A 17,394-nucleotide genomic window follows, 5' to 3' on the forward strand; every position below is an offset into this window, starting at 1 on the left:
CGTACGCCGCCCCGCCAAGGACGAGGTGCACGTGGTCGCCGAAGACATCGAGCAGTCAGCCAAGAGCGGCAAGAAGAAGCGCTCGTTCTGGTTGGAGTTCCCCCTGCTGGTCGCGGTCTCCCTCCTGCTGGCGCTGCTGATAAAGAGCTTCGTCATCCAGGCGTTCTACATCCCGTCGGAGTCGATGGAGAACACGCTCCTCGTCAACGACCGGGTCCTGGTCAACAAGCTCGTCTACCACACCCGTGACATCGAGCGCGGCGACGTGGTGGTCTTCTCCGGCGTCGACTCCTGGAAGGGGGAGGTCGACCTCCCGGAGCCGTCCAACCCGGTCGCGGCGTTCTTCAACTGGGCCGGCACCGTCTTCGGCGTGGTGCCCGGCGAGAAGGACTACATCAAGCGGGTCATCGGCGTGCCGGGCGACGTCGTGAAGTGCTGCGACGCCAAGGACCGCATCACGGTCAACGGGGTGCCGCTGGAGGAGGAGAGCTACATCTACCCCGACGACAAGCCGTCGGGCAGGCACTTCGAGATCAAGGTACCGGAGGGGCGTCTCTGGGTGATGGGCGACCACCGTTCGGTGTCGTACGACTCCCGCTCCCACCAGGGCGACCCGGGGGGCGGCACGATCCCGGTCGATCAGGTGATCGGCCGTGCCTTCGTGATCGTGTGGCCGTTCTCCCGCGCCACCACGCTCCCGATCCCCGACACCTTCTCCCAGCCCGCGCTCCAGGCCGCCGGGGCGGTCGGCGCCGGGGCGCCGTTCCTGCTCGGGGTCGCCGGGGCGCTGCCCCTGGTGTTCTGGCGCCGTCGCCGCCTGCTGAAGCGGCTCTGAGGCGCCTGCTGAAGCGGCTCTGAGTGCCACGCCGAGGTCGTTGACGGCCGCGACGCGGCGACTCTGACACTCCCGGGGAGACCACCTCCCCGGGTCTTCTCTCCCCCGCGCCGGAGCACCGGGGGCCCCGGACCCGGCCTTCACCCGTGCCGCGAGCGCCCCGCGCGTGCCCTACGGATCGCACCCGCGTGCCGTACGGCTCTCCGTGCCCGCATGCCGTACGGCTCCGCGCCCGCGTGCCGTGTGCCACTCGCGCACGCGTGCCCAGCACCAAGGGAAGCCCTCTGACCTGGCGTGGCGCTCGCCATCACCGGTGAACAAGACAAGTATGGAGATGAGGGGAACAAGGGGAAAGCAGGGGGAAGAGGTCGCGATGCAGGCAAACGACGGGCGGCCGGTGGTCGCCGGATACGACGGTTCGACAGCGAGCAAGCAGGCTCTCCGGTGGGGCGTCAACGAGGCCCGGATGCGATTCGTTCCCCTGGTCGTCTGCCATGCCTGGCAGTGGCCCTATCCCATGCCGCCCGTCTCCCCCGAGACGCTGGAGGCCGTACGGCGGATGGGCCAGCACGTGCTCGACGCGGGAGTGAGCCTCGCGCGCAGCCTGGCGCCCCGGTTGGAGGTGCGGGGGAAGCTCGTGATGGGGTCGCCTGCGGTCGTCCTGGTGAGCGAGTCGTCCACCGCGGAGCTGGTCGCGGTCGGACCACGCGGCACGGGCGGCTTCGAGGAACTGCAGATCGGCTCGACCGCGATGCAGGCGGCCGCGCACTCGTACTGCCCGGTGGCCGTCGTCAGGGAGTCCGCCCGGCCCGCCGCGGGCCGCGTGGTGGTCGGAGTGGAGGGCGCGAACGTGGAGCGGTCGGGCCTCGGGACGGCGTTCGAGGAGGCGAAGCTGCGGCACGCGTCGCTGCTGGCGATCTGCCTGTGCCCCGAGGAGCTCGACGACACGCGACCGCTGGCAGCCCGCTTCCACGGCACCATCTCGGTGTGGGAGGAGAAGTATCCCCAGGTGAACGTGGAGACCATGGTCGAGACCCGGCCCCACACGGCGGTGATGCACAGCGCGGCCGAGCACGCGGACCTGCTGGTGGTCAGCGACCGTGAGCAGGACGACCCGGTCGAGCTGCCGCTCGGCCTGCTCTCCCAGGCGCTGCTGCGCGGAGCGTCGTGCACGGTCACAGTGATCCCGTCGCGGGCGTTCGCCATGTCTTCGAGGTCAGCGAGCCGCGTTCCGCCCGGATGATGTGGATGACCGCGTTGATGAGGGCGAGATGGGTGAAGGCCTGGGGGAAGTTTCCCAGGTGGCGTCCGGTGACGGGGTCGATCTCCTCGGCGTAGAGACCGAGGGGGCTGGCGAAGGAGAGGACCTTCTCGCAGAGCCTGCGGGCACGGGCTTCCTCCCTGATCTCCGTGAACGCCGACACGAGCCAGAACGAGCAGATCGTGAAGGTCCCCTCCTCCCCGGCCTGGCCGTCGTCGGTCTCCTTCGGCAGGTAGCGCATGACCAGATCGTCGACGGTCAGCTCGTCGGCGATGGCCAGAACGGTGTCGCGGATCCTGGGGTCGGTGGGCGGCAGGAAGTGCACGAGCGGGATGAGCAGGAGCGACGCGTCGAGGGCGTCGGTGCCGTAGTGCTGCCTGAAGATCCCCCGCTCGGTGACCCCGTTGGCGCAGACGTCGGCGTGGATCTCGTCGGCGGCCGCCTGCCAGCGCGCGGCCAGGTGGAAGTCCTGGCGGAGCCGGGCGAGCCGCGCACCCCGGTCGGCCGCCACCCAGCACATGACCTTCGACGAGGTGAAGTGCCTGGGGTCGCCGCGCACCTCCCATATGCCGCGGTCGGGCTCCCGCCAGTGTTTGACGGCGGCGTCGACCTGGCGCTTCAGGATGGGCCAGATCCGCTCGTCCAGGCGGTCCCGGGACCGGGTGTGGATGTAGAAGGAGTCGAGGACCGCCCCCCAGACGTCGTGCTGGTGGTGCTTGTAGGCGGCGTTGCCGACCCGGACGGGTTTGGCCCCCTCATAGCCGTCCAGATAGTCGAGGATGTGCTCCTCCAGGTCACGCTCGCCGTCGACGCCGTACATGACCTGAAGCTCATCGTCCCGCTCCGCGACGTCGGCGATGAACCAGAAGAAGTCGTCGGCCTCCCAGTCGAATCCGAGGGTGTAGAGGCCCCAGAGCGCGAAGGTCGAGTCGCGGATCCAGCTGTAGCGGTAGTCCCAGTTCCGGTCCCCGCCCGGCGTCTCGGGCAGGGAGGTGGTCGCCGCCGCGATCAGCGCTCCGGTCGGGGCGAAGGTCAGGCCCTTGAGGGTGAGGGCGCTGCGCTCCAGGAAGCTGCGCCAGGGGTGGTCGGGGAAGTCGCCTCTGGCGAGCCAGTGCTGCCAGTGGTGGGCGGTCCACACGAGCCGTTCGTATGCCTCCGCGAAGGTGTAGGGCGGCTCGTGAACGGTCCACGACAGCGCGCAGAAGCGGGTGTCCCCCTCTCGCAGCAGGGTGCGCGCGGTCGCCCGCGTCCCCTCGAACCCCAGCCGCATGTCGGTGGTGAGCTTGAGCTCCAGATTCACCCCGTCGCCCCGGGCCGCGCCCTGGTGGTAGCCCCGGTCCGTGTAGGCCCAGTGGGCCGGCCTGCGCCCGTAGTCGAACACCGGCTCGCAGTCGAGGGTGATCTGCACCTCCCCGCTGACGCATCGCACCGTGCGCAGCAGCACGTGGCTGGCGTCGTAGTCGGTGGGCGCCCGCCTGTGCGTGTTGGACAGCTCCTCGTCGTGATGCCAGGGCCCTATGAGCAGCAGGTCACGGACGATGATCCAGCCGGTCGGCGTGCCCCAGCTCGTCTCCAGCGCCATGGTGCCCGGCAGGTAGCGGCGCGCGGCCGGCACCCTGATGTCCGCGGGACCGATCCGGAACCCTCCGGCGTCCCGGTCCAGGACGGCGGCGAACACGCTGGGAGAGTCCATGCGGGGCAGGCACAGCCACTCCACGTTTCCGCTCGGCGCGACCAGAGCGGTGACCTCGCAGTCGGACAGGAAGCCGTAGTCCGCGATGGGGGGGAACGGTGAGGCGTCGCAGAGCACGCCCGCCGGTGGATCCATGGTCATGGATGACCTGCTTTCCCTGGAGACCTCGCTCAGGACTCTCCGACGATCAGGCCGGTGTCAGCGCGACCTGCGAGATGGTGCGCGCGGCGGCCACCGCCAGGTCCGCGGCGCCGGCGAGGTCGCTCGCGACGGGTCGCTCCGGCAGCACCGCCGTGCCCCGGCGCGCGGCCACGGCGGTCCGGCGCCCCGCACCGGCAAGACCGATGGTGACCGTCATACCACCGACTTTAGGCACCTGAGTCCGCGGTTCGGAAGGCATGGCCTGGCAGAGAGAGTCGGCCTTTAGGGAGGTCCGCCATGCGCATGACCAATGGGCCGAGACCGCCCGGAATGCTGGGAGCACGGCGCGGGCGGCCCTCTCCCGTCAGGTCGTGGGCTCGACCATCTCCTGGAAGTCATCGGGGAGCTGGGACATGACATGGTCGAAGACCTCGTCGGGGATCGTCTCGCGCAGCGTCGTGAGGACGGCGCGGACGCCGCCGGTGGCCTCCTGCATGGTCAGCCCGGTCCGGTTGCTCACCCGCACGACGAACCCGTGGAGCCCGAACTGCTCGCTCTTGTCCCTCACGGGAAGCGATTCCCGCAGCGGCTCGGGGAGCTGGAGCGCGAGACGGCGGGCCTCCCCCGCGCTCAGCCTTTCTCCCAGCGCGCCGAGCGTCGCGCGGGTGAGATCCGCCGCCTCCTCCCGCGACTGACCGGCACGCTCCGCCACCGTCTGGAAGAACTCCTTGCATTCCACATCGATCCCCCCTTGACCGGCTAGCCTTCCCGGCCGGCGCGGGGATCGAACGTCCGGGACGGGATCAGCCCTGGCCAGAGGGGGTCGGACGGGGACGCGCGGGCCACCGCGGCCATCGTTCACCCGCCTCCCGCCGYCCTCSGGRTCTCACTGCCCCTGCCGTCCTTCGGGTTTCCCGCAGTGGGCGAGCGATCTGACCGTTTCCTCGGGCGCTCTGCCCTGCCGCGCGTCGCGCAGGGCGTCGGCGAACCGGGAGAGATCCAGCTCCTTCGCGAGCAGGTCGCCGGTGACCACCGCGCGGGCGCACGAACGGAACACCTCGCTGAAGGCGGCGTAGTAGGAATATTGCGGACGCGATTCGGCTCTGAGCAGGGCCTGGTGGATCTTCGCCGCCAGATCCTGGAGCATGGGGCCGGTGAGCTCGGTGTCCTCTCCGGCGGGCACGGAGGCGGGACCGTCCGTCGGAGCCGCGGAGCCCTTCCCGGCGGTGGAGCCGGTCCCGGCGGTGGAGCCGGTCCCGGCGGTGGGGGCCAGCAACTGGCCGCAGGTGCGCGGATCCTTTCCGTATTCGTCGTAGACGGATTCGAGGACGGGGGGATACCCGCTGCACGCGAACAGCTTCATCTGCGCGTCGTGCCCGGTCAGGAAGTCGATCAGTGTCCTGGCCTTGGCCGGGTTGTCGGAATGCGCGGAGATCGCCAGATTGAACCCGCCGAGGATGCCGGCCCCGGGTAGCGCCGCCATGCCGAAGCGCAGGCGTCCCCGGTCGTCGTACATCGAACGGTCCGTGGCCAGGCGATGGAACGCGAACGGCCAGTTGCGCATGTAGGCGACGTCGTCATCGCGGAACGCCTGGAGGCTGCTCTCCTCCACGGAGTTCCTCGACCCCCGCTCCAGGAATCCGTTCCGGAAGGTGCTGAAGGTGTCTTCCTTGGAGAAGTTCTCCGAGCCGCGCGCCAGGACCCCTCTCTCCAGCAGCGCGTGCCAGCGGGAGAGCGCCTGGCGCACGCGCTCACCGGAATCCTTCTCGTCCACTACGATCCGCTCGCCGTCGGTGACCCTCCCGCCCGCGGACAGGATCGCCTCCAGCAGGTTGACCGTCCCTCCCTCGTAGTCACCGAGCTGTACGGAGTATCCGCCGTTCTCGGCGGCGTATTTCCAGAGCTGCTCCGTCGTGGTGGGCACGGGCACGCCACGACGGTGGAAGAGGAGGGGCACGTCGGTGACGAAGGGCACCGCGTACTGGACACCGTCCACCTGGCCGGCTTCCAGAACGTTGTCCACGTAGCGGTTGGCCTCTCCGGGGTCGAGGGGGTAGGGGCGGATGTAGCCGCTGCGGGCGAACTCGGCCATCCAGGCGACGTCCACGGAGAACACGTCGTAGGCGCAGCTCCCCAGCCGGGCCCGGCCCGCCATCTCGGCCCGCTCCTCGTCGGTGCGGTCGGCCACCTCCACCAGCGTGACCTGGGTGGTGTGCGTACGGTTCCACTCCTCGATGAGATCGCGGCGGAAGCTCCCGGCGGTGATGTCGGCGCCGGTCGCCACGGTGAGCCGGTTCGGCCCTCCGCAGCCGGTGAAGGAGGAGACGGACGGCGGGGCGCCCTTCCCGGCGAGGGAGACGAGCACCGACGCCAGGGCCAGCCCCGCCACCAGCCCGGCGCCGCCCCAGCGGCGCTGGGCCGGATCCAACCGGCGGAGCAGTTCGCGCGGGCGTCGTGTCACGCTCATCGCCGGGCCTTTCCGCGCATGCTGGAGATCAGATGTCTCAGCGCCTGTTGCATGTCGGGGCCCGTCTCGACGCAGGCCCGGTATTTCCCGCGCCGCGGGGGTGAGCGGTCGCAGCCGTTGTCGCCGAGAGCCAGGACGTAGAGGTCGGTGACGTGGGGCGCGCGGGCGAGCGTCCCGCCGATGCTCTCCCCCCGCCGCTCGTTGTCGAAGACGCCTCCGTCGGTCATGACGACGAGAGCGCGCCCGGGTGAGCCGGCACGCCCGTTCAGATTCATGATCATGTCTGACACGGGGGCGTCGGAGCCGCGTCCCGTCGCGCCGATGACGCTCTTGGTGAGCTGGTCGAACTCCTCACGGCTCACCGACGGCTGGAGCTGCCTGACCCGGGTCCTCCCGCCGATCCTGGAGAAGGAGCTCAGCGTGAGGTCGTCTCGCGGGGTGATCACGGGCTTGACGTCGGGAAACGCCTCGCGTAGCCGGACGAGCAGGGACCGGGGCGGGGCGGCCATCGAGCCGGACACGTCGAGGGCGATCTCGGCGTCGACGCGGGGAAGGAGGTCGAAGAACTCGTTCTGGGCGTCTCTCAGATCCTTCAGCCCGCGCACGGCCGCTCCGGTCTCCGGTCTTCCCCCAGCGCCGGCGCCGTCGCCGAAGAGCGGGTGGGCGGTCAGCCATCCGCGCAACAGGCCGAGCCCCGCCGCGCGCTCCCCGCTCCGCTCGTTCGGCCAGTCGATCGTGACGAACGGGTAGTCCAGCCTGGAGAGCCCCGGAGAGGAGAACTCACGGAGCTTGTTCCTTCCGCTCGACGCCCCCTCCGGGCAGCGGGGGTCGTTGAACCTCCCGTTGTTGTAGTCCGTCAGGCTGTGGAAGGGGACCACCACGGCCAGGCTCCGGGCGAGGTTCTCGCCCCCGGCTCCCTGAGTCGCGGTCTTGAACTGGCAGAGCAGGGAGCTGACGTTCTCGGCGACGATCCCCCGCTGTTCCCGATCCACCACGTCGTCCGCCGCGTCGTCCGCCGCGTCGTCGAGGAGCAGGAGGTCGGAGACCGCGGCGAGCCCGGCGGTGGAGAGCTCGGGCTGCGGATAGCTCACCGACATGCCGGAGTCCGATCGGATGGCGGTCCACAGGTCCCGCAGGCTGTGGCTGCCGGGCCGTTCCAGCGGGAGCCTCTCCCTGATGTCCTCGGCGCGTCCGCTGATCATGCCGATCACCAGGCGGTCGGACGCGACCGTCGGGCCGATGCGCAGCGTGGCGCCGCCCGCCTTCATCTCGTCGGAGACCAGGTCGGCCTCACCGGTGCTCGTGGCGATCCAGGCGTCGGCCCGCGGGCCGTAGAGGCGTCGGAACGGCTCGCCCCCCTCCTGGCGCACGTCGTCGCGGTACCAGTTGTCGCCGAGGGCGTAGGCCAGCTCGCCGATCGACGGCGCCACCCCCACCGAGATCGCGTACGGCGCGCAGCCGTCCACCAGCCTGCTCCGGATGAACAGGGCGACGCTCTCGCGCAGGGCGGGAACGTTCTCGGGAGCGGTGACGACGCGCAGTTCCAGTGGCCGCTCGCAGTCCGGGGGCCGGATTCTGTGGCTCAGCCACACCCCGCCCTTGACGGCTCCCCACGGGACCATGACGACGGCGGCGCCGAACAGGATTCCGACGTAACCGGCCGACAGCTTGAGCACGGCCCGTTCCAGCCGCTGACGTCTCCGGCTCGGCGGCCGCTCCGGGCCGCCGGTCCCGGCCGCCGCCGGGGCACGGCGGCGCGCGACGATCCGCTTCACCGGCTCCAGCAGCCGGCGGAGGAACCTGGAGAAATGCCCCAGGGTCAGGAGAACGGCCACGGCCAGGCCGATCACCGCGCTGGTGAGCAGGGTGAGACCCGTGCCCAGTGCCCGCATGCCCTCCACAAGCACGGTGAAAAGGGCGGTGACGCCGCCGCCGATCAGGGCGGTGACCGCGACCTCCCTGAGCTTCGCGGGGGTGAGGCCGGACGGGTCCCTGTCCGGCCCCGGCGAGCCGTCGCCGGGCGGGGAGGGAGAGGATCCGGCCATGGAGACCACTGCCTGTTCGATGATTTCGACGACGGAGCTTCACAACGATCTGGGACGGGAGGTGATCCCCCTTCACCTCGCCAATCGCGTTAAATCCTAATCGCCTCATTCGCCTGGCGCGGCGGATAGCCGGATTTCCTTTATCCTTTCCAGAGCGCCTGCGGCAAATGTAGATATATGCGCGTTTTGCACTTCCCTATATATCAATATTTGTTGTCATAAAATGCTCAGATAGTGGATCGTCGCCATTCGACCGGCAACCGGCAGATCGACAGCGGCTTCATCGCCGGCACCGCGCACCCCGCCGTAGCCCGGCAGGCATCAGACGAGGGGAACCGGATACGCCGCCCGATCAGCAGGAGTCACGTCATCACGTCGCGTCCGTCTGCGATGCCGGGTCCATCTCGCGTCGGCTCATGAGCGCCTCGCGCACCTGCCGGAGCCTCGGCAGCCCGGCCACCACCCGGCCGGCCATCTGCCGCATCGTCGCCGGCGTGCCGACCCCCAGGTCGTCGAGCAACTCCTGCAAGGCGGCGGTGCCGTGGGGGGCGAAGGTCAGGCACCGCGCGAAAGTGACGACGATCCACCAGACCGCCTCCCGGTGCAGGCCCTGCTCGATGAGCTCGCGGGTGCCGTCGATGGAGATCTGCCGGGCTTCGGGGGTGAGGTCGCTCCCGTACGGCCTTGCCAGGTCGTACGGCACGCGGTCGTAGACGTCGGTCAGCCGCTCCAGGTGCGCGGCGACCCGAGCTGCGGAGAGGTGCGCGCACCCGAGCCAGCCGAGCAGCTCCTCATAGAACGCGGCCTCGCCGTACCTTGTGAGAATCTCTCGGGCCGCCACGTAGCGGCGGCGAACGGTCGGGTTGACGCCGGCGGCCGTCAGGACCACCAGCGTCGGCAGACTGGCCGGGAACACCCAGGAGAGCACCCGCTCGGCGAACGGCCGGCTGATGTCGAACCGGGTCAGGGCTTCGATGCGGCCTTCCAGCGCCGCGCATCGGGCGCGGACCCAGTACGGGCGGGCGAAATCCCTTGCCACAGCGGCATGCAGCGCGGCGAGCGATCCATCCGGATCGGCCACAAGGACGCCTCTGCTCAACCCAGGCGCCAAGGCCGGCGAGGCCAGCACCTTCTCCGCCGGCTGCAACGGCGCGTAGCTGACCTCCAGCAGCAGGCCCTCATGCCGGAACTTGCCCAGCTTGGGCGGGACCTCCCCGCTCACCATGATCATCAGGTCCACGTCGGAGGTGGCCGGAAGCTCTGCTCCGACCGGGCGCCAGGCGACCGAGCCGCTGACATAGGCGCCCGCGAAGCCGGGCACCCGATGGCCCGCCACCCAGCGCGCCGCCACCGCCCGCGCCTCCCCGACCTTCACGGTCCGACTCTAGATCGGATGGGGGCCGGCCGGCGAGGGGCAGCCGCCTGCCGAGACAGCGGTCATGCCGGTGCCGGGCCGTACCACGCCCGCGATCATCGCGGCGACCTCGGAGGCCGGGCGCTCCGGCGGCGGACGGCCGCCGCTCCGCGGGAAGATCGGGGACGCGGGCTCTGTGGAGGCCGAGCGGCAGCCCGTAAGGTTCATCAGCGGGCTGTCCGACCGGGGTGCGGGACGCCGTCTGCCGCCGCCTCCCGCGCCCGGCGCCGCGAAGCACTCGCGGCCGGCCGGCGCCCCGCCGTGCGAAGAACATCTGAAGGAGACACCGTGGACATTGTCAACCCCGCCGTGAACGACTATCTGCTCTCCCACTGCACACCCGCCGACGACCTGCTGCGCGAGCTGGCCGCGGAGACGCGGGAGGCCTTCCCCGATTCCGCGGGCATGCAGATCTCCCACGACGAGGGCGAGTTCCTCACCATGCTGGTCCGGCTGGTGGGCGCGCGGCGGGCCGTCGAAGTAGGGGTGTTCACCGGCTACTCGTCGATCTGCATCGCCCGGGGCCTGCCCGAGGACGGCCGCCTTCTCGCCTGCGACGTCAGCGACGAGTGGACCTCGATCGCCCGTCGCTACTGGGACCGGGCCGGCGTGGCCGACCGGATCGACCTGCGGATCGCCCCGGCGGTCGAGACCCTGCGGGCGCTCCCGGCCGAGCCGGTCGTCGACTTCGCGTTCATCGACGCGGACAAGGTCAGCTACCCCCTCTACTACGAGGAGCTGGTCGTACGGCTGCGCCCTGGCGGCCTGATCGTCCTCGACAACGTGCTGCGCGGGGGCCGCGTGCTCGATCCGGCGTTCCAGGACGAGGCCGACGCGGCCATGCGCCAGATGAACGAGACCGTCATCGGGGACGAGCGCGTCGACTCCGTGATGCTGCCCGTGCGCGACGGCGTCACCCTCGCCCGTAAGCGCTGAACCCCCGTAAGCCCCCGACCCCGCGAATCCCATGAGCGGGGAGGAATTACCGCCGGCCGGGCGGGTTCTCATCAGGCTGTGCCCGGAAGCGGTAGTTCGTCCCACGAATTTGTTACTGTGAGCCGATGAGCAAGCATGCCGACGGCCAGATCGGGACGGTGGCCGCGCTGGTGCGGTCCACGTTCCTGGTCAATGCCGTGTACGCCGATTCCGCCCGCGAATACGGCCTCACCCAGCAGCAGGGCCAGTTGCTGTGCGTCCTGATGGCGCAGCCGTACGGCATGAGCGAGCTGGGCGCGGTGCTCGGCCTGGCCAAGTCGAGCCTGAGCGGCCTGGTCGATCGCAGCGAGCGCAACGGCCTGGTCCAGCGCAGACCCGACCCCCAGGACCACCGGGCGGTGACGGTGGTGCTCACCAGGCAGGGCGCCAAGCTCGCCGACGAGTTCTACACCGGGACCTGCCGCCGCGTCGAGGAGCTGATCTCCGGGTTCGCCCCGGCGGAGCGCGACATGCTCGCCGCCCTGCTCGGCCGCGTCGTGACCGACAACAAGGTTCCCGCCGTCTTCATGGAGCCGGATCTCACGCACTGAGCCCGAGAAGGAGTTGCAGTTCGTGCCGCGAACTAATATTGTTCGTGGCGCGAACTTAACTTTTTCTGTGCTGGAGCGTGAATCATGAGTCGTGTAGTTGTGGTCATCGGTGGAGGTTACGGTGGTTCCGCGGTCGCCAAGGCACTGGACCCGGAGGCCGACGTCGTCCTCATCGGCCCCCGTGACGCGTTCGTCAACCCGGCGGGCTGCCCACCCCCGACGGGCCCGGCCATCGCCCTGGACGAGACGGTCTCGGCGTACAAGGGGGCCGGCCTGTTCACCGGCCGCTTCACCGAGCAGTTCGGCGCCGCCTGACACGCACTGCGTCCAGCTCGGCCGTAGCGGCCCGCCGGTGTCCCGGCCCGTCCTGGGTGCGATGAGCTCCGGGACGGAAACGTCCGAACAGGACAGCCACACGATCATGAACCGTGCCCGCGGAAAGGCAGAACATTGTCCGCACATGACATCGTCTTCGGTTTTGGCGCGCATTCCAGCATCGACGACATACCCGAGCTGCTGCGCATGGCCCAGCAGGCCGACCGGGACGGGCTCGACATCTTCACCCTGTCGGACCATCCCTACATCGGCGAGCGCCTGGACGCCTACGCCGCGCTCGGCTTCATCCTCGGGCGTACGGAGCACATCGCCGGCTTCGCCAACGTCACCAACCTGCCGACCAGACCCGCCCCCATGCTGGCCAGGACCGTGACGTCGCTGTCGGCGCTGTCGGGCGGCCGGATCGTGCTCGGCATGGGCGCGGGCGGGTTGTGGGATCGCATCGCCGACATGGGAGTGCCGCGGCTGACGGCCGGCGATGCCGTGGACGCCTTCGAGGAGGCGATCGTCCTGGTCAAGCTGCTGTCGGGCGGCGGCCCTCCGGTCACCTACGAGGGCAACCACTACCGGGTGAACCGGATCGAGCCCGCTCCCGTCGCCGCGCCTCCCGTGTGGACCGGATCGGTCGGCCCGAAATCCCTGGCCGCCACCGGCCGCGTGGCCGACGGCTGGATCCCCGGCCACGCAGCCGACTGGCTCAGCGAGCGCTACCGGACCTCGCGGCCCGTCATCGACGAGGCCGCGGCAGCCGTCGGCCGCGACCCGAGCGAGATCCGCACGGTCTTCAACTTCCCCGGACGCATCACCGACCGGCCGCTGCCCGCCACCCGCGACCGCGACGGCCGCTGGGTCGGCGGCTCCGTCGGCCAGTGGGTCGAGGAACTGACCGGAGCCGTGCTGGAGCACGGCGCGTCGGGCTTCACGCTCTTCTCCGCCGGCCACAGCGCCCTCGACCTCACCTCCCTGGCCCGCTGGGGCCGGGAGATCGTCCCGTCCGTCCGCGAGGCGATCGCGAAGTAGTACGCCGGTCGCATGCCGCTCCCCGACGCTCATCGGCCCCCGGCCTCCGCCGGGGAAAGGGGAGCCCGTCGTCCCGCTTCCGGCGATCAGCACCCCCTAATCGGCCCCGCCGTCTTTCACGGAGACGGGGAAGGCCCGGAGAATGGCGGGACGGCAAGCATCATCGAGACATTGGCAGGCGCATGGCACTCCTGGGGCACGACCGCTACTGCGACGAGATCATCATCCAGACCGACCTGCTCAGGGGGCTCCTGAAGGGCGCCGACCTGTCCACGGACGTGCCGACCTGTCCCGGTTGGACGCTCGCCGGGCTCGTCCGGCACATCGGCGGCAATCTCCGCACCGGCGAGACGGCGGTCCGGACCGGGGAGACCGTAGACGACCCCGGCAAGCAGGTCCCCGGCGTGGCGGGACCGGACGGCGACGACCCGGCCGAGCTGGACGCCTGGCTCGCCGAGGGGGCCGCGCGATACGCGGGCGCGCTGCGCGAGGCGGGCCCCGACGCCGAGGCGCGGATCTGGACGTTCCAGGGGAGCACGGCCTTCTGGGTCCGCCGCGGGCTGCACGACCTGGTGATCCACCGCGCCGACGCGGCCGCCGCGGTGGGCGCCGGCTTCACCGTCGCCCCCGAGGTGGCGGCCGACGCCGTCGACGAGTTCCTGGAACTGCTGAGCGGCCAGCAGGCCGGCGGCTCCCCCGCCCTCGCCGAGCTGCGCGGCCCCGGCAGGAGCATCCACCTCCACGCGACCGACACCGGCGCCGAGCTGGACGCCGAGTGGCTCATCGAGTTCGGGGCGGACGGCTTCACCTGGCGCCGCGGCCACGCGAAGGCCACCGTCGCGCTGCGCGGCCCGCTCACCGATGTCCTGCGGGTCTTCTACCGGCGGCTGCCGGCGGACAGCGAGCGGGTGGAGGTGCTGGGCGATCCGGCGCTGCTGGACTTCTGGCTGGAGCGGGCCTCGCTCGGCTGAGCCCGGCCGAGCAGGCCAGGGGCCGCCGCACCCCGGCGATGACCCGGTAGGTGCGCGAACCATGGAGTGCGCGGTCCCTCCCCGTCGGATCGCTCCATGCCCCTACGACGGATGGGACTGCCGGTGGACGACCGCCGGCGCGGACGGTCCGTTCCTTCCGCTCGTCCGGCGGGCGAGGGTGGCCAGCAGCAGCAGGAACGCGGTCTGGGCGAGCATGCCGGGCGCGAGGGGCGGCGTGGGCCCCACCGACTTGGTCAGGGCGTACCACCAGCGGGAGAGGGCGGGGAGGGTCCCCCACGTGCCGGCGTACCGCTGGTCGAGGAAGCCGGCCTCGTGGTTGACGGCCACGTGGGCGTAGACGCCGAACAGCGCCACCAGCAGCACGGCCACCGCGAGCCCCCGGACCGCGAGGACCACACGTGGGGAGTCGTGGAGCGCCGGCAGCGCGACCCCTGCCGCGAGGAGGACCAGCGCGCCCCAGGGCAGGAGCTGCTCCCAGGTCTGCCAGTGGCGTTCGGTGGCCAGCTCGAAGGCGGTGCCGAGGATGCTCAGCACGGTCAGGGCGATGAGACCACGGCGCAGTGTCACGAGGTCGCCGTTCAAGGCGTCAGCGCCGATACGATCTTGTTCACCGTGTCCTGACCCGGGTTGTACTTGGCGAGGTTCTCGCGCAGCGAGGTGAGGTCCTTGTCATCGGCGGCGTAGGGCCGGTACTCGACGACCTCCTTCGCCCACCGTTCGGGGTTGGACACGCCGGCGGTCCTGAGGGCGGCGGCGATCTCGGCCTCGCTTGCGGTGTTCGCCGAGACCTTTCCCGACTGGATCGATCCGCCTGTGGCCGTAGGGGCAGGCGTCTGCTCCGCCTGCGATCCGCCGCAGGCGGTGAGTGAGACACAGGCGGCGAGTGCCGCCAGAGCCAGCTCCGTTTTCCCTGATTTCACCGTGCTCCGTCCAGCGTGACGTCCTTACCGGTCACTTCCAGACTGGCCACGTCGTCTCAGATCAACCTCTGTGAGGCATGAAAATCAGCTGAGATTGAAGGTGTTCTGGTGCGACGGATGCGCCGGGTGCCGCCGGTCGTGCGGGAGAACGCCCGCGCGTGACCGGCGCATGGGGTCGCGGCCCTCCGGCCGGGCCCGGTTCACGCGGGGTAGGCGTGGGTCTCGGTGGCCTTGACGGAGGCCCAGACCCGCAGGCCGGGACTCAGGTCGAGGTCGGCCACGGCCGCGGGGGTGACGTCGGCCGAGGCGGTGAGCGGCCCCTCCAGGTGGATGCGGACGTTGTCGCCGTGCCGTTCGAGCCCCTCGATCGTGGCCTGCCACAGGTTCCGCGGGGTGCCGTCCGGGCGGGTGCGGTACAGGGCGACCGCGGCGGGTGAGAACGCGACGAACGCGGGACCGTCGAGGTGGTCGGCGACGCTGAGGAGCATGTCGCCGACCTTGACCTGCTGGCCGGTGGCGGTGCCCCGGTAGAGGTTGAGGCCGACCAGGCGGGCGACGTAGTCGGTGCGCGGGCGGCGGGCCACCTCGGCCGGGGTGCCCTGCTGGACGACGGCGCCGTTCTCGATGACCACCAGCCGGTCGGCGAGCACCATCGCGTCCAGCGGGTCGTGGGTGACCAGGACGACGGCGCCGTCGAAGTCTGCCAGGTGGCGTCGGAGCCGGGAGCGGATCTCCAGCCGGGTGTGGGCGTCGAGGGCGGCCAGCGGCTCGTCCAGCAGCAGCAGGCGCGGCTCCACGGCCAGGGCGCGTGCCAGGGCGACGCGCTGGGCCTGACCGCCCGACAGCTGCCGGGGCCGGGCGTCCGCGTGCTCGGCCAGCCCGACGCGCCGCAGCCACGCGGCGGCCGTACGGCGCGCGTCGGCTCTGGAGGCGCCGTGGCAGCGCGGGCCGAAGGCGACGTTGTCCAGCGCCGACAGGTGCGGGAAGAGCAGGTAGTCCTGGAAGACCACGCCGATCGGGCGGCGCTCGGCCGCGAACGTGTGCAGCGGGGCGCCGCCCAGGGTGATGTGGCCGCCGTCCATGGCGGTGAGCCCGGCCAGGGCGCGCAGCGCGGTGGTCTTGCCCGCGCCGTTGGGGCCGAGCAGGGCAACGACCTGGCCGGAGGCGACCTCCAGGTCGATGTCCAGGCGGAAGCGGGGCCGGGCGACGACGAGACGGGCGCGCAGGGTCATGGGCCGGCCGTCCACTTGTCGCGCAGGCTGGCCAGGATGACGACGGAGACGGCCAGCAGGACGAGGCTGAGCACGATGGCCGCCTCGGGTTCGGTCTCCAGGGCGAGGTAGACGGCCAGCGGCATGGTCTGGGTCTGCCCGGGGAAGTTGCCGGCGAAGGTGATGGTGGCCCCGAACTCGCCCAGCGCGCGGGCCCAGCACAGGACGGTTCCCGCCACGACGCCCGGCGCGATCAGGGGCAGGGTGACGCGGCGGAAGATGATCCAGCGGGAGGCTCCCAGGGTGGCGGCGGCCTCCTCCAGCCGCAGGTCGGCGGCGCGCAGCGCGCCCTCGACGCTGATGACCAGGAACGGCATGGCGACGAACGCCTCGGCGATCACCACCCCGGCGGTGGTGAACGGCAGGGTGATGCCGAAGGTGGCGTCCAGCCACTGGCCGATCAGGCCGCGCCGCCCCAGCACGAGCAGCAGCGCGACGCCCCCCACCACCGGAGGCAGCACGAGGGGGACGGTGATCAGCGCCCGCGCCAGGCGACGGCCGGGGAAGGCGACGCGGGCCAGCAGCCACGCCAGCGGCACGCCGAGCAGCAGGCACAGCAGCGTGGCCAGGGTCGCGGTCACCAGCGACAGCCGCAGCGCCTCCAGCACCTGCGGCTCGGCCAGCCGCCGGGCCAGGGTGGACCAGGGCGCGCGCACCAGCAGCCCGGCGAGCGGCAGCACCAGGAAGGCCATGCCGAGCACGGCGGGCAGGACCAGCACCCACGGGAGGCGGCCCGCCGTACCGCCCGCCGGGCCGGAGCGGCGCGGTGCGCCGTCCCGGCCGGCCGACGTCGTGGAGGGTGTCATGTCACTCAAGGAGCTTCGAAGCCGGCCTCGGTCAGCACGTCCTTGCCCTGCTGCGACAGGACCAGCTCGACGAACCTCCCGGCCTGCTCCGGCGCCTTGGACAGCGCGGCGATCGGGTAGTCGTTGATCGCCTCGTCCGCCTCGGGGAAGTCGATGCCCCTGACCTTGCCGCCGGAGGCGAGCACGTCGGTCCGGTAGACCAGGGCGGCGTCCACCTCGCCGAGCGACACCTTGGTCAGCGTGGCCTTGACGTCCTGCTCCAGGGTGACCGGGGTGACCTTGAGCCCGGCCGCGTCCAGCGCCTTGACAGCCGCCGCGCCGCACGGCACCTGGGCGGCGCACAGGGCGGCCTTGACCTTCGGGTCCGCCAGGTCCGCCAGGCCGTCCACCCCGGCCGGGTTGTCGGCCGGGACGGCGATCTGCAGCTTGTTGCGCGCGAACGTGGCCGGGCCGGCGGCCAGGGAGGCGTCGGTGACGGTCTTCATCGTGGCGGGGCTGGCGGCGGCGAACACGTCGGCCGGGGCGCCCTGGACGATCTGCTGGGCCAGCGTGGCACTGGATCCGAAGTTGAACCTCACCTCCGTGCCCGGGTGGGCGGCCTCGAAGACCTTGCCCAGCTCGCCGAACGTGCCGGTCAGCGACGCGGCGGCGAACACCGTCAGCGTCG

Annotated in this window: 18 protein-coding genes; 7 read left to right on the top strand and 11 right to left on the bottom strand. The window is 71.2% G+C overall.

What is annotated here, in order from left to right; all coding sequences use genetic code 11:
- The first annotated feature begins 25 nt into the window (after nucleotides 1-25).
- Nucleotides 26-835, top strand: coding sequence for a signal peptidase I (lepB, locus tag CA984_RS16800; protein WP_086573270.1), 810 nt, complete (start codon nucleotides 26-28; stop codon nucleotides 833-835).
- A 373-nt stretch (nucleotides 836-1,208) separates the two neighbouring features.
- Nucleotides 1,209-2,078, top strand: a complete 870-nt coding sequence (locus CA984_RS16805) for a universal stress protein (protein WP_165781286.1) — start codon at nucleotides 1,209-1,211, stop codon at nucleotides 2,076-2,078.
- Here CA984_RS16805 and CA984_RS16810 read toward each other — a convergent pair.
- The 6 genes from CA984_RS16810 to CA984_RS16830 form a co-directional block, all read right to left on the bottom strand.
- Nucleotides 2,011-3,930, bottom strand: coding sequence for a glycoside hydrolase family 15 protein (locus CA984_RS16810; protein WP_086573276.1), 1,920 nt, complete (start codon nucleotides 3,928-3,930; stop codon nucleotides 2,011-2,013). The two genes, CA984_RS16805 and CA984_RS16810, sit on opposite strands and share 68 nt — an antisense overlap.
- 46 nt (nucleotides 3,931-3,976) lie before the next feature.
- A complete protein-coding gene (locus CA984_RS46240) occupies nucleotides 3,977-4,147 on the bottom strand; it encodes a hypothetical protein (RefSeq protein WP_165781287.1) in 171 nt (56 codons plus the stop codon).
- A 147-nt stretch (nucleotides 4,148-4,294) separates the two neighbouring features.
- Entirely contained in the window at nucleotides 4,295-4,669 is a 375-nt protein-coding gene (locus tag CA984_RS16815; protein WP_086573279.1) for a DUF2267 domain-containing protein, read from the bottom strand.
- A 147-nt stretch (nucleotides 4,670-4,816) separates the two neighbouring features.
- The gene (locus tag CA984_RS16820; protein ID WP_086573281.1) at nucleotides 4,817-6,397 is read right to left on the bottom strand and encodes an extracellular solute-binding protein; all 1,581 of its coding nucleotides are present in this window, start codon (nucleotides 6,395-6,397) and stop codon (nucleotides 4,817-4,819) included.
- A complete protein-coding gene (locus CA984_RS16825) occupies nucleotides 6,394-8,442 on the bottom strand; it encodes a vWA domain-containing protein (protein ID WP_133061693.1) in 2,049 nt (682 codons plus the stop codon). Before CA984_RS16825 ends, CA984_RS16820 begins: the two co-directional genes overlap by 4 nt.
- 370 nt (nucleotides 8,443-8,812) lie before the next feature.
- On the bottom strand, nucleotides 8,813-9,817 hold the full coding sequence (locus CA984_RS16830; RefSeq protein ID WP_086573286.1) for a hypothetical protein: 1,005 nt from the start codon (nucleotides 9,815-9,817) through the stop codon (nucleotides 8,813-8,815).
- 327 nt (nucleotides 9,818-10,144) lie between these two features.
- On the opposite strand from CA984_RS16830, the gene CA984_RS16840 reads away from it, so the two are divergent.
- The 5 genes from CA984_RS16840 to CA984_RS16860 all read left to right on the top strand — a co-directional run bounded on the left by CA984_RS16840 (nucleotide 10,145) and on the right by CA984_RS16860 (nucleotide 13,709).
- Nucleotides 10,145-10,792, top strand: coding sequence for an O-methyltransferase (locus CA984_RS16840; protein WP_086573292.1), 648 nt, complete (start codon nucleotides 10,145-10,147; stop codon nucleotides 10,790-10,792).
- Between the two features lie 125 nt (nucleotides 10,793-10,917).
- Entirely contained in the window at nucleotides 10,918-11,382 is a 465-nt protein-coding gene (locus CA984_RS16845) for a MarR family winged helix-turn-helix transcriptional regulator (RefSeq protein ID WP_207620901.1), read from the top strand.
- A gap of 84 nt (nucleotides 11,383-11,466) precedes the next feature.
- Nucleotides 11,467-11,697 carry a hypothetical protein gene (locus CA984_RS47195; protein WP_086573295.1) on the top strand — a complete coding sequence of 77 codons (231 nt, stop codon included), beginning with the start codon at nucleotides 11,467-11,469 and terminating at the stop codon, nucleotides 11,695-11,697.
- 135 nt (nucleotides 11,698-11,832) lie between these two features.
- The gene (locus tag CA984_RS16855) at nucleotides 11,833-12,738 is read left to right on the top strand and encodes an LLM class flavin-dependent oxidoreductase (protein ID WP_086573297.1); all 906 of its coding nucleotides are present in this window, start codon (nucleotides 11,833-11,835) and stop codon (nucleotides 12,736-12,738) included.
- Between the two features lie 182 nt (nucleotides 12,739-12,920).
- The gene (locus CA984_RS16860) at nucleotides 12,921-13,709 is read left to right on the top strand and encodes a maleylpyruvate isomerase family mycothiol-dependent enzyme (protein ID WP_086573300.1); all 789 of its coding nucleotides are present in this window, start codon (nucleotides 12,921-12,923) and stop codon (nucleotides 13,707-13,709) included.
- Between the two features lie 102 nt (nucleotides 13,710-13,811).
- On the opposite strand, the gene CA984_RS16865 is transcribed toward CA984_RS16860, so the two are convergent.
- From CA984_RS16865 to modA, 5 genes are all read right to left on the bottom strand, one after another.
- A complete protein-coding gene (locus tag CA984_RS16865) occupies nucleotides 13,812-14,297 on the bottom strand; it encodes a hypothetical protein (RefSeq protein WP_086573319.1) in 486 nt (161 codons plus the stop codon).
- An 11-nt stretch (nucleotides 14,298-14,308) separates the two neighbouring features.
- Nucleotides 14,309-14,650 carry a hypothetical protein gene (locus CA984_RS16870; RefSeq protein WP_086573303.1) on the bottom strand — a complete coding sequence of 114 codons (342 nt, stop codon included), beginning with the start codon at nucleotides 14,648-14,650 and terminating at the stop codon, nucleotides 14,309-14,311.
- 200 nt (nucleotides 14,651-14,850) lie between these two features.
- Complete coding sequence (locus CA984_RS16875) at nucleotides 14,851-15,882, bottom strand: ABC transporter ATP-binding protein (RefSeq protein ID WP_086573305.1); 1,032 nt, start codon at nucleotides 15,880-15,882, stop codon at nucleotides 14,851-14,853.
- Nucleotides 15,879-16,727: a molybdate ABC transporter permease subunit gene (gene modB / locus CA984_RS16880; RefSeq protein WP_086573308.1), complete on the bottom strand. Its 849-nt coding sequence runs from the start codon at nucleotides 16,725-16,727 to the stop codon at nucleotides 15,879-15,881. Before modB ends, CA984_RS16875 begins: the two co-directional genes overlap by 4 nt.
- A gap of 5 nt (nucleotides 16,728-16,732) precedes the next feature.
- Nucleotides 16,733-17,394: molybdate ABC transporter substrate-binding protein (gene modA / locus CA984_RS16885; protein WP_086573322.1), on the bottom strand; the 662-nt coding region annotated here is incomplete at its 5' end.

The sequence above is a fragment of the Streptosporangium minutum genome (assembly GCF_002149035.1).
Classification (GTDB): Bacteria; Actinomycetota; Actinomycetes; order Streptosporangiales; family Streptosporangiaceae; genus Streptosporangium; species Streptosporangium minutum.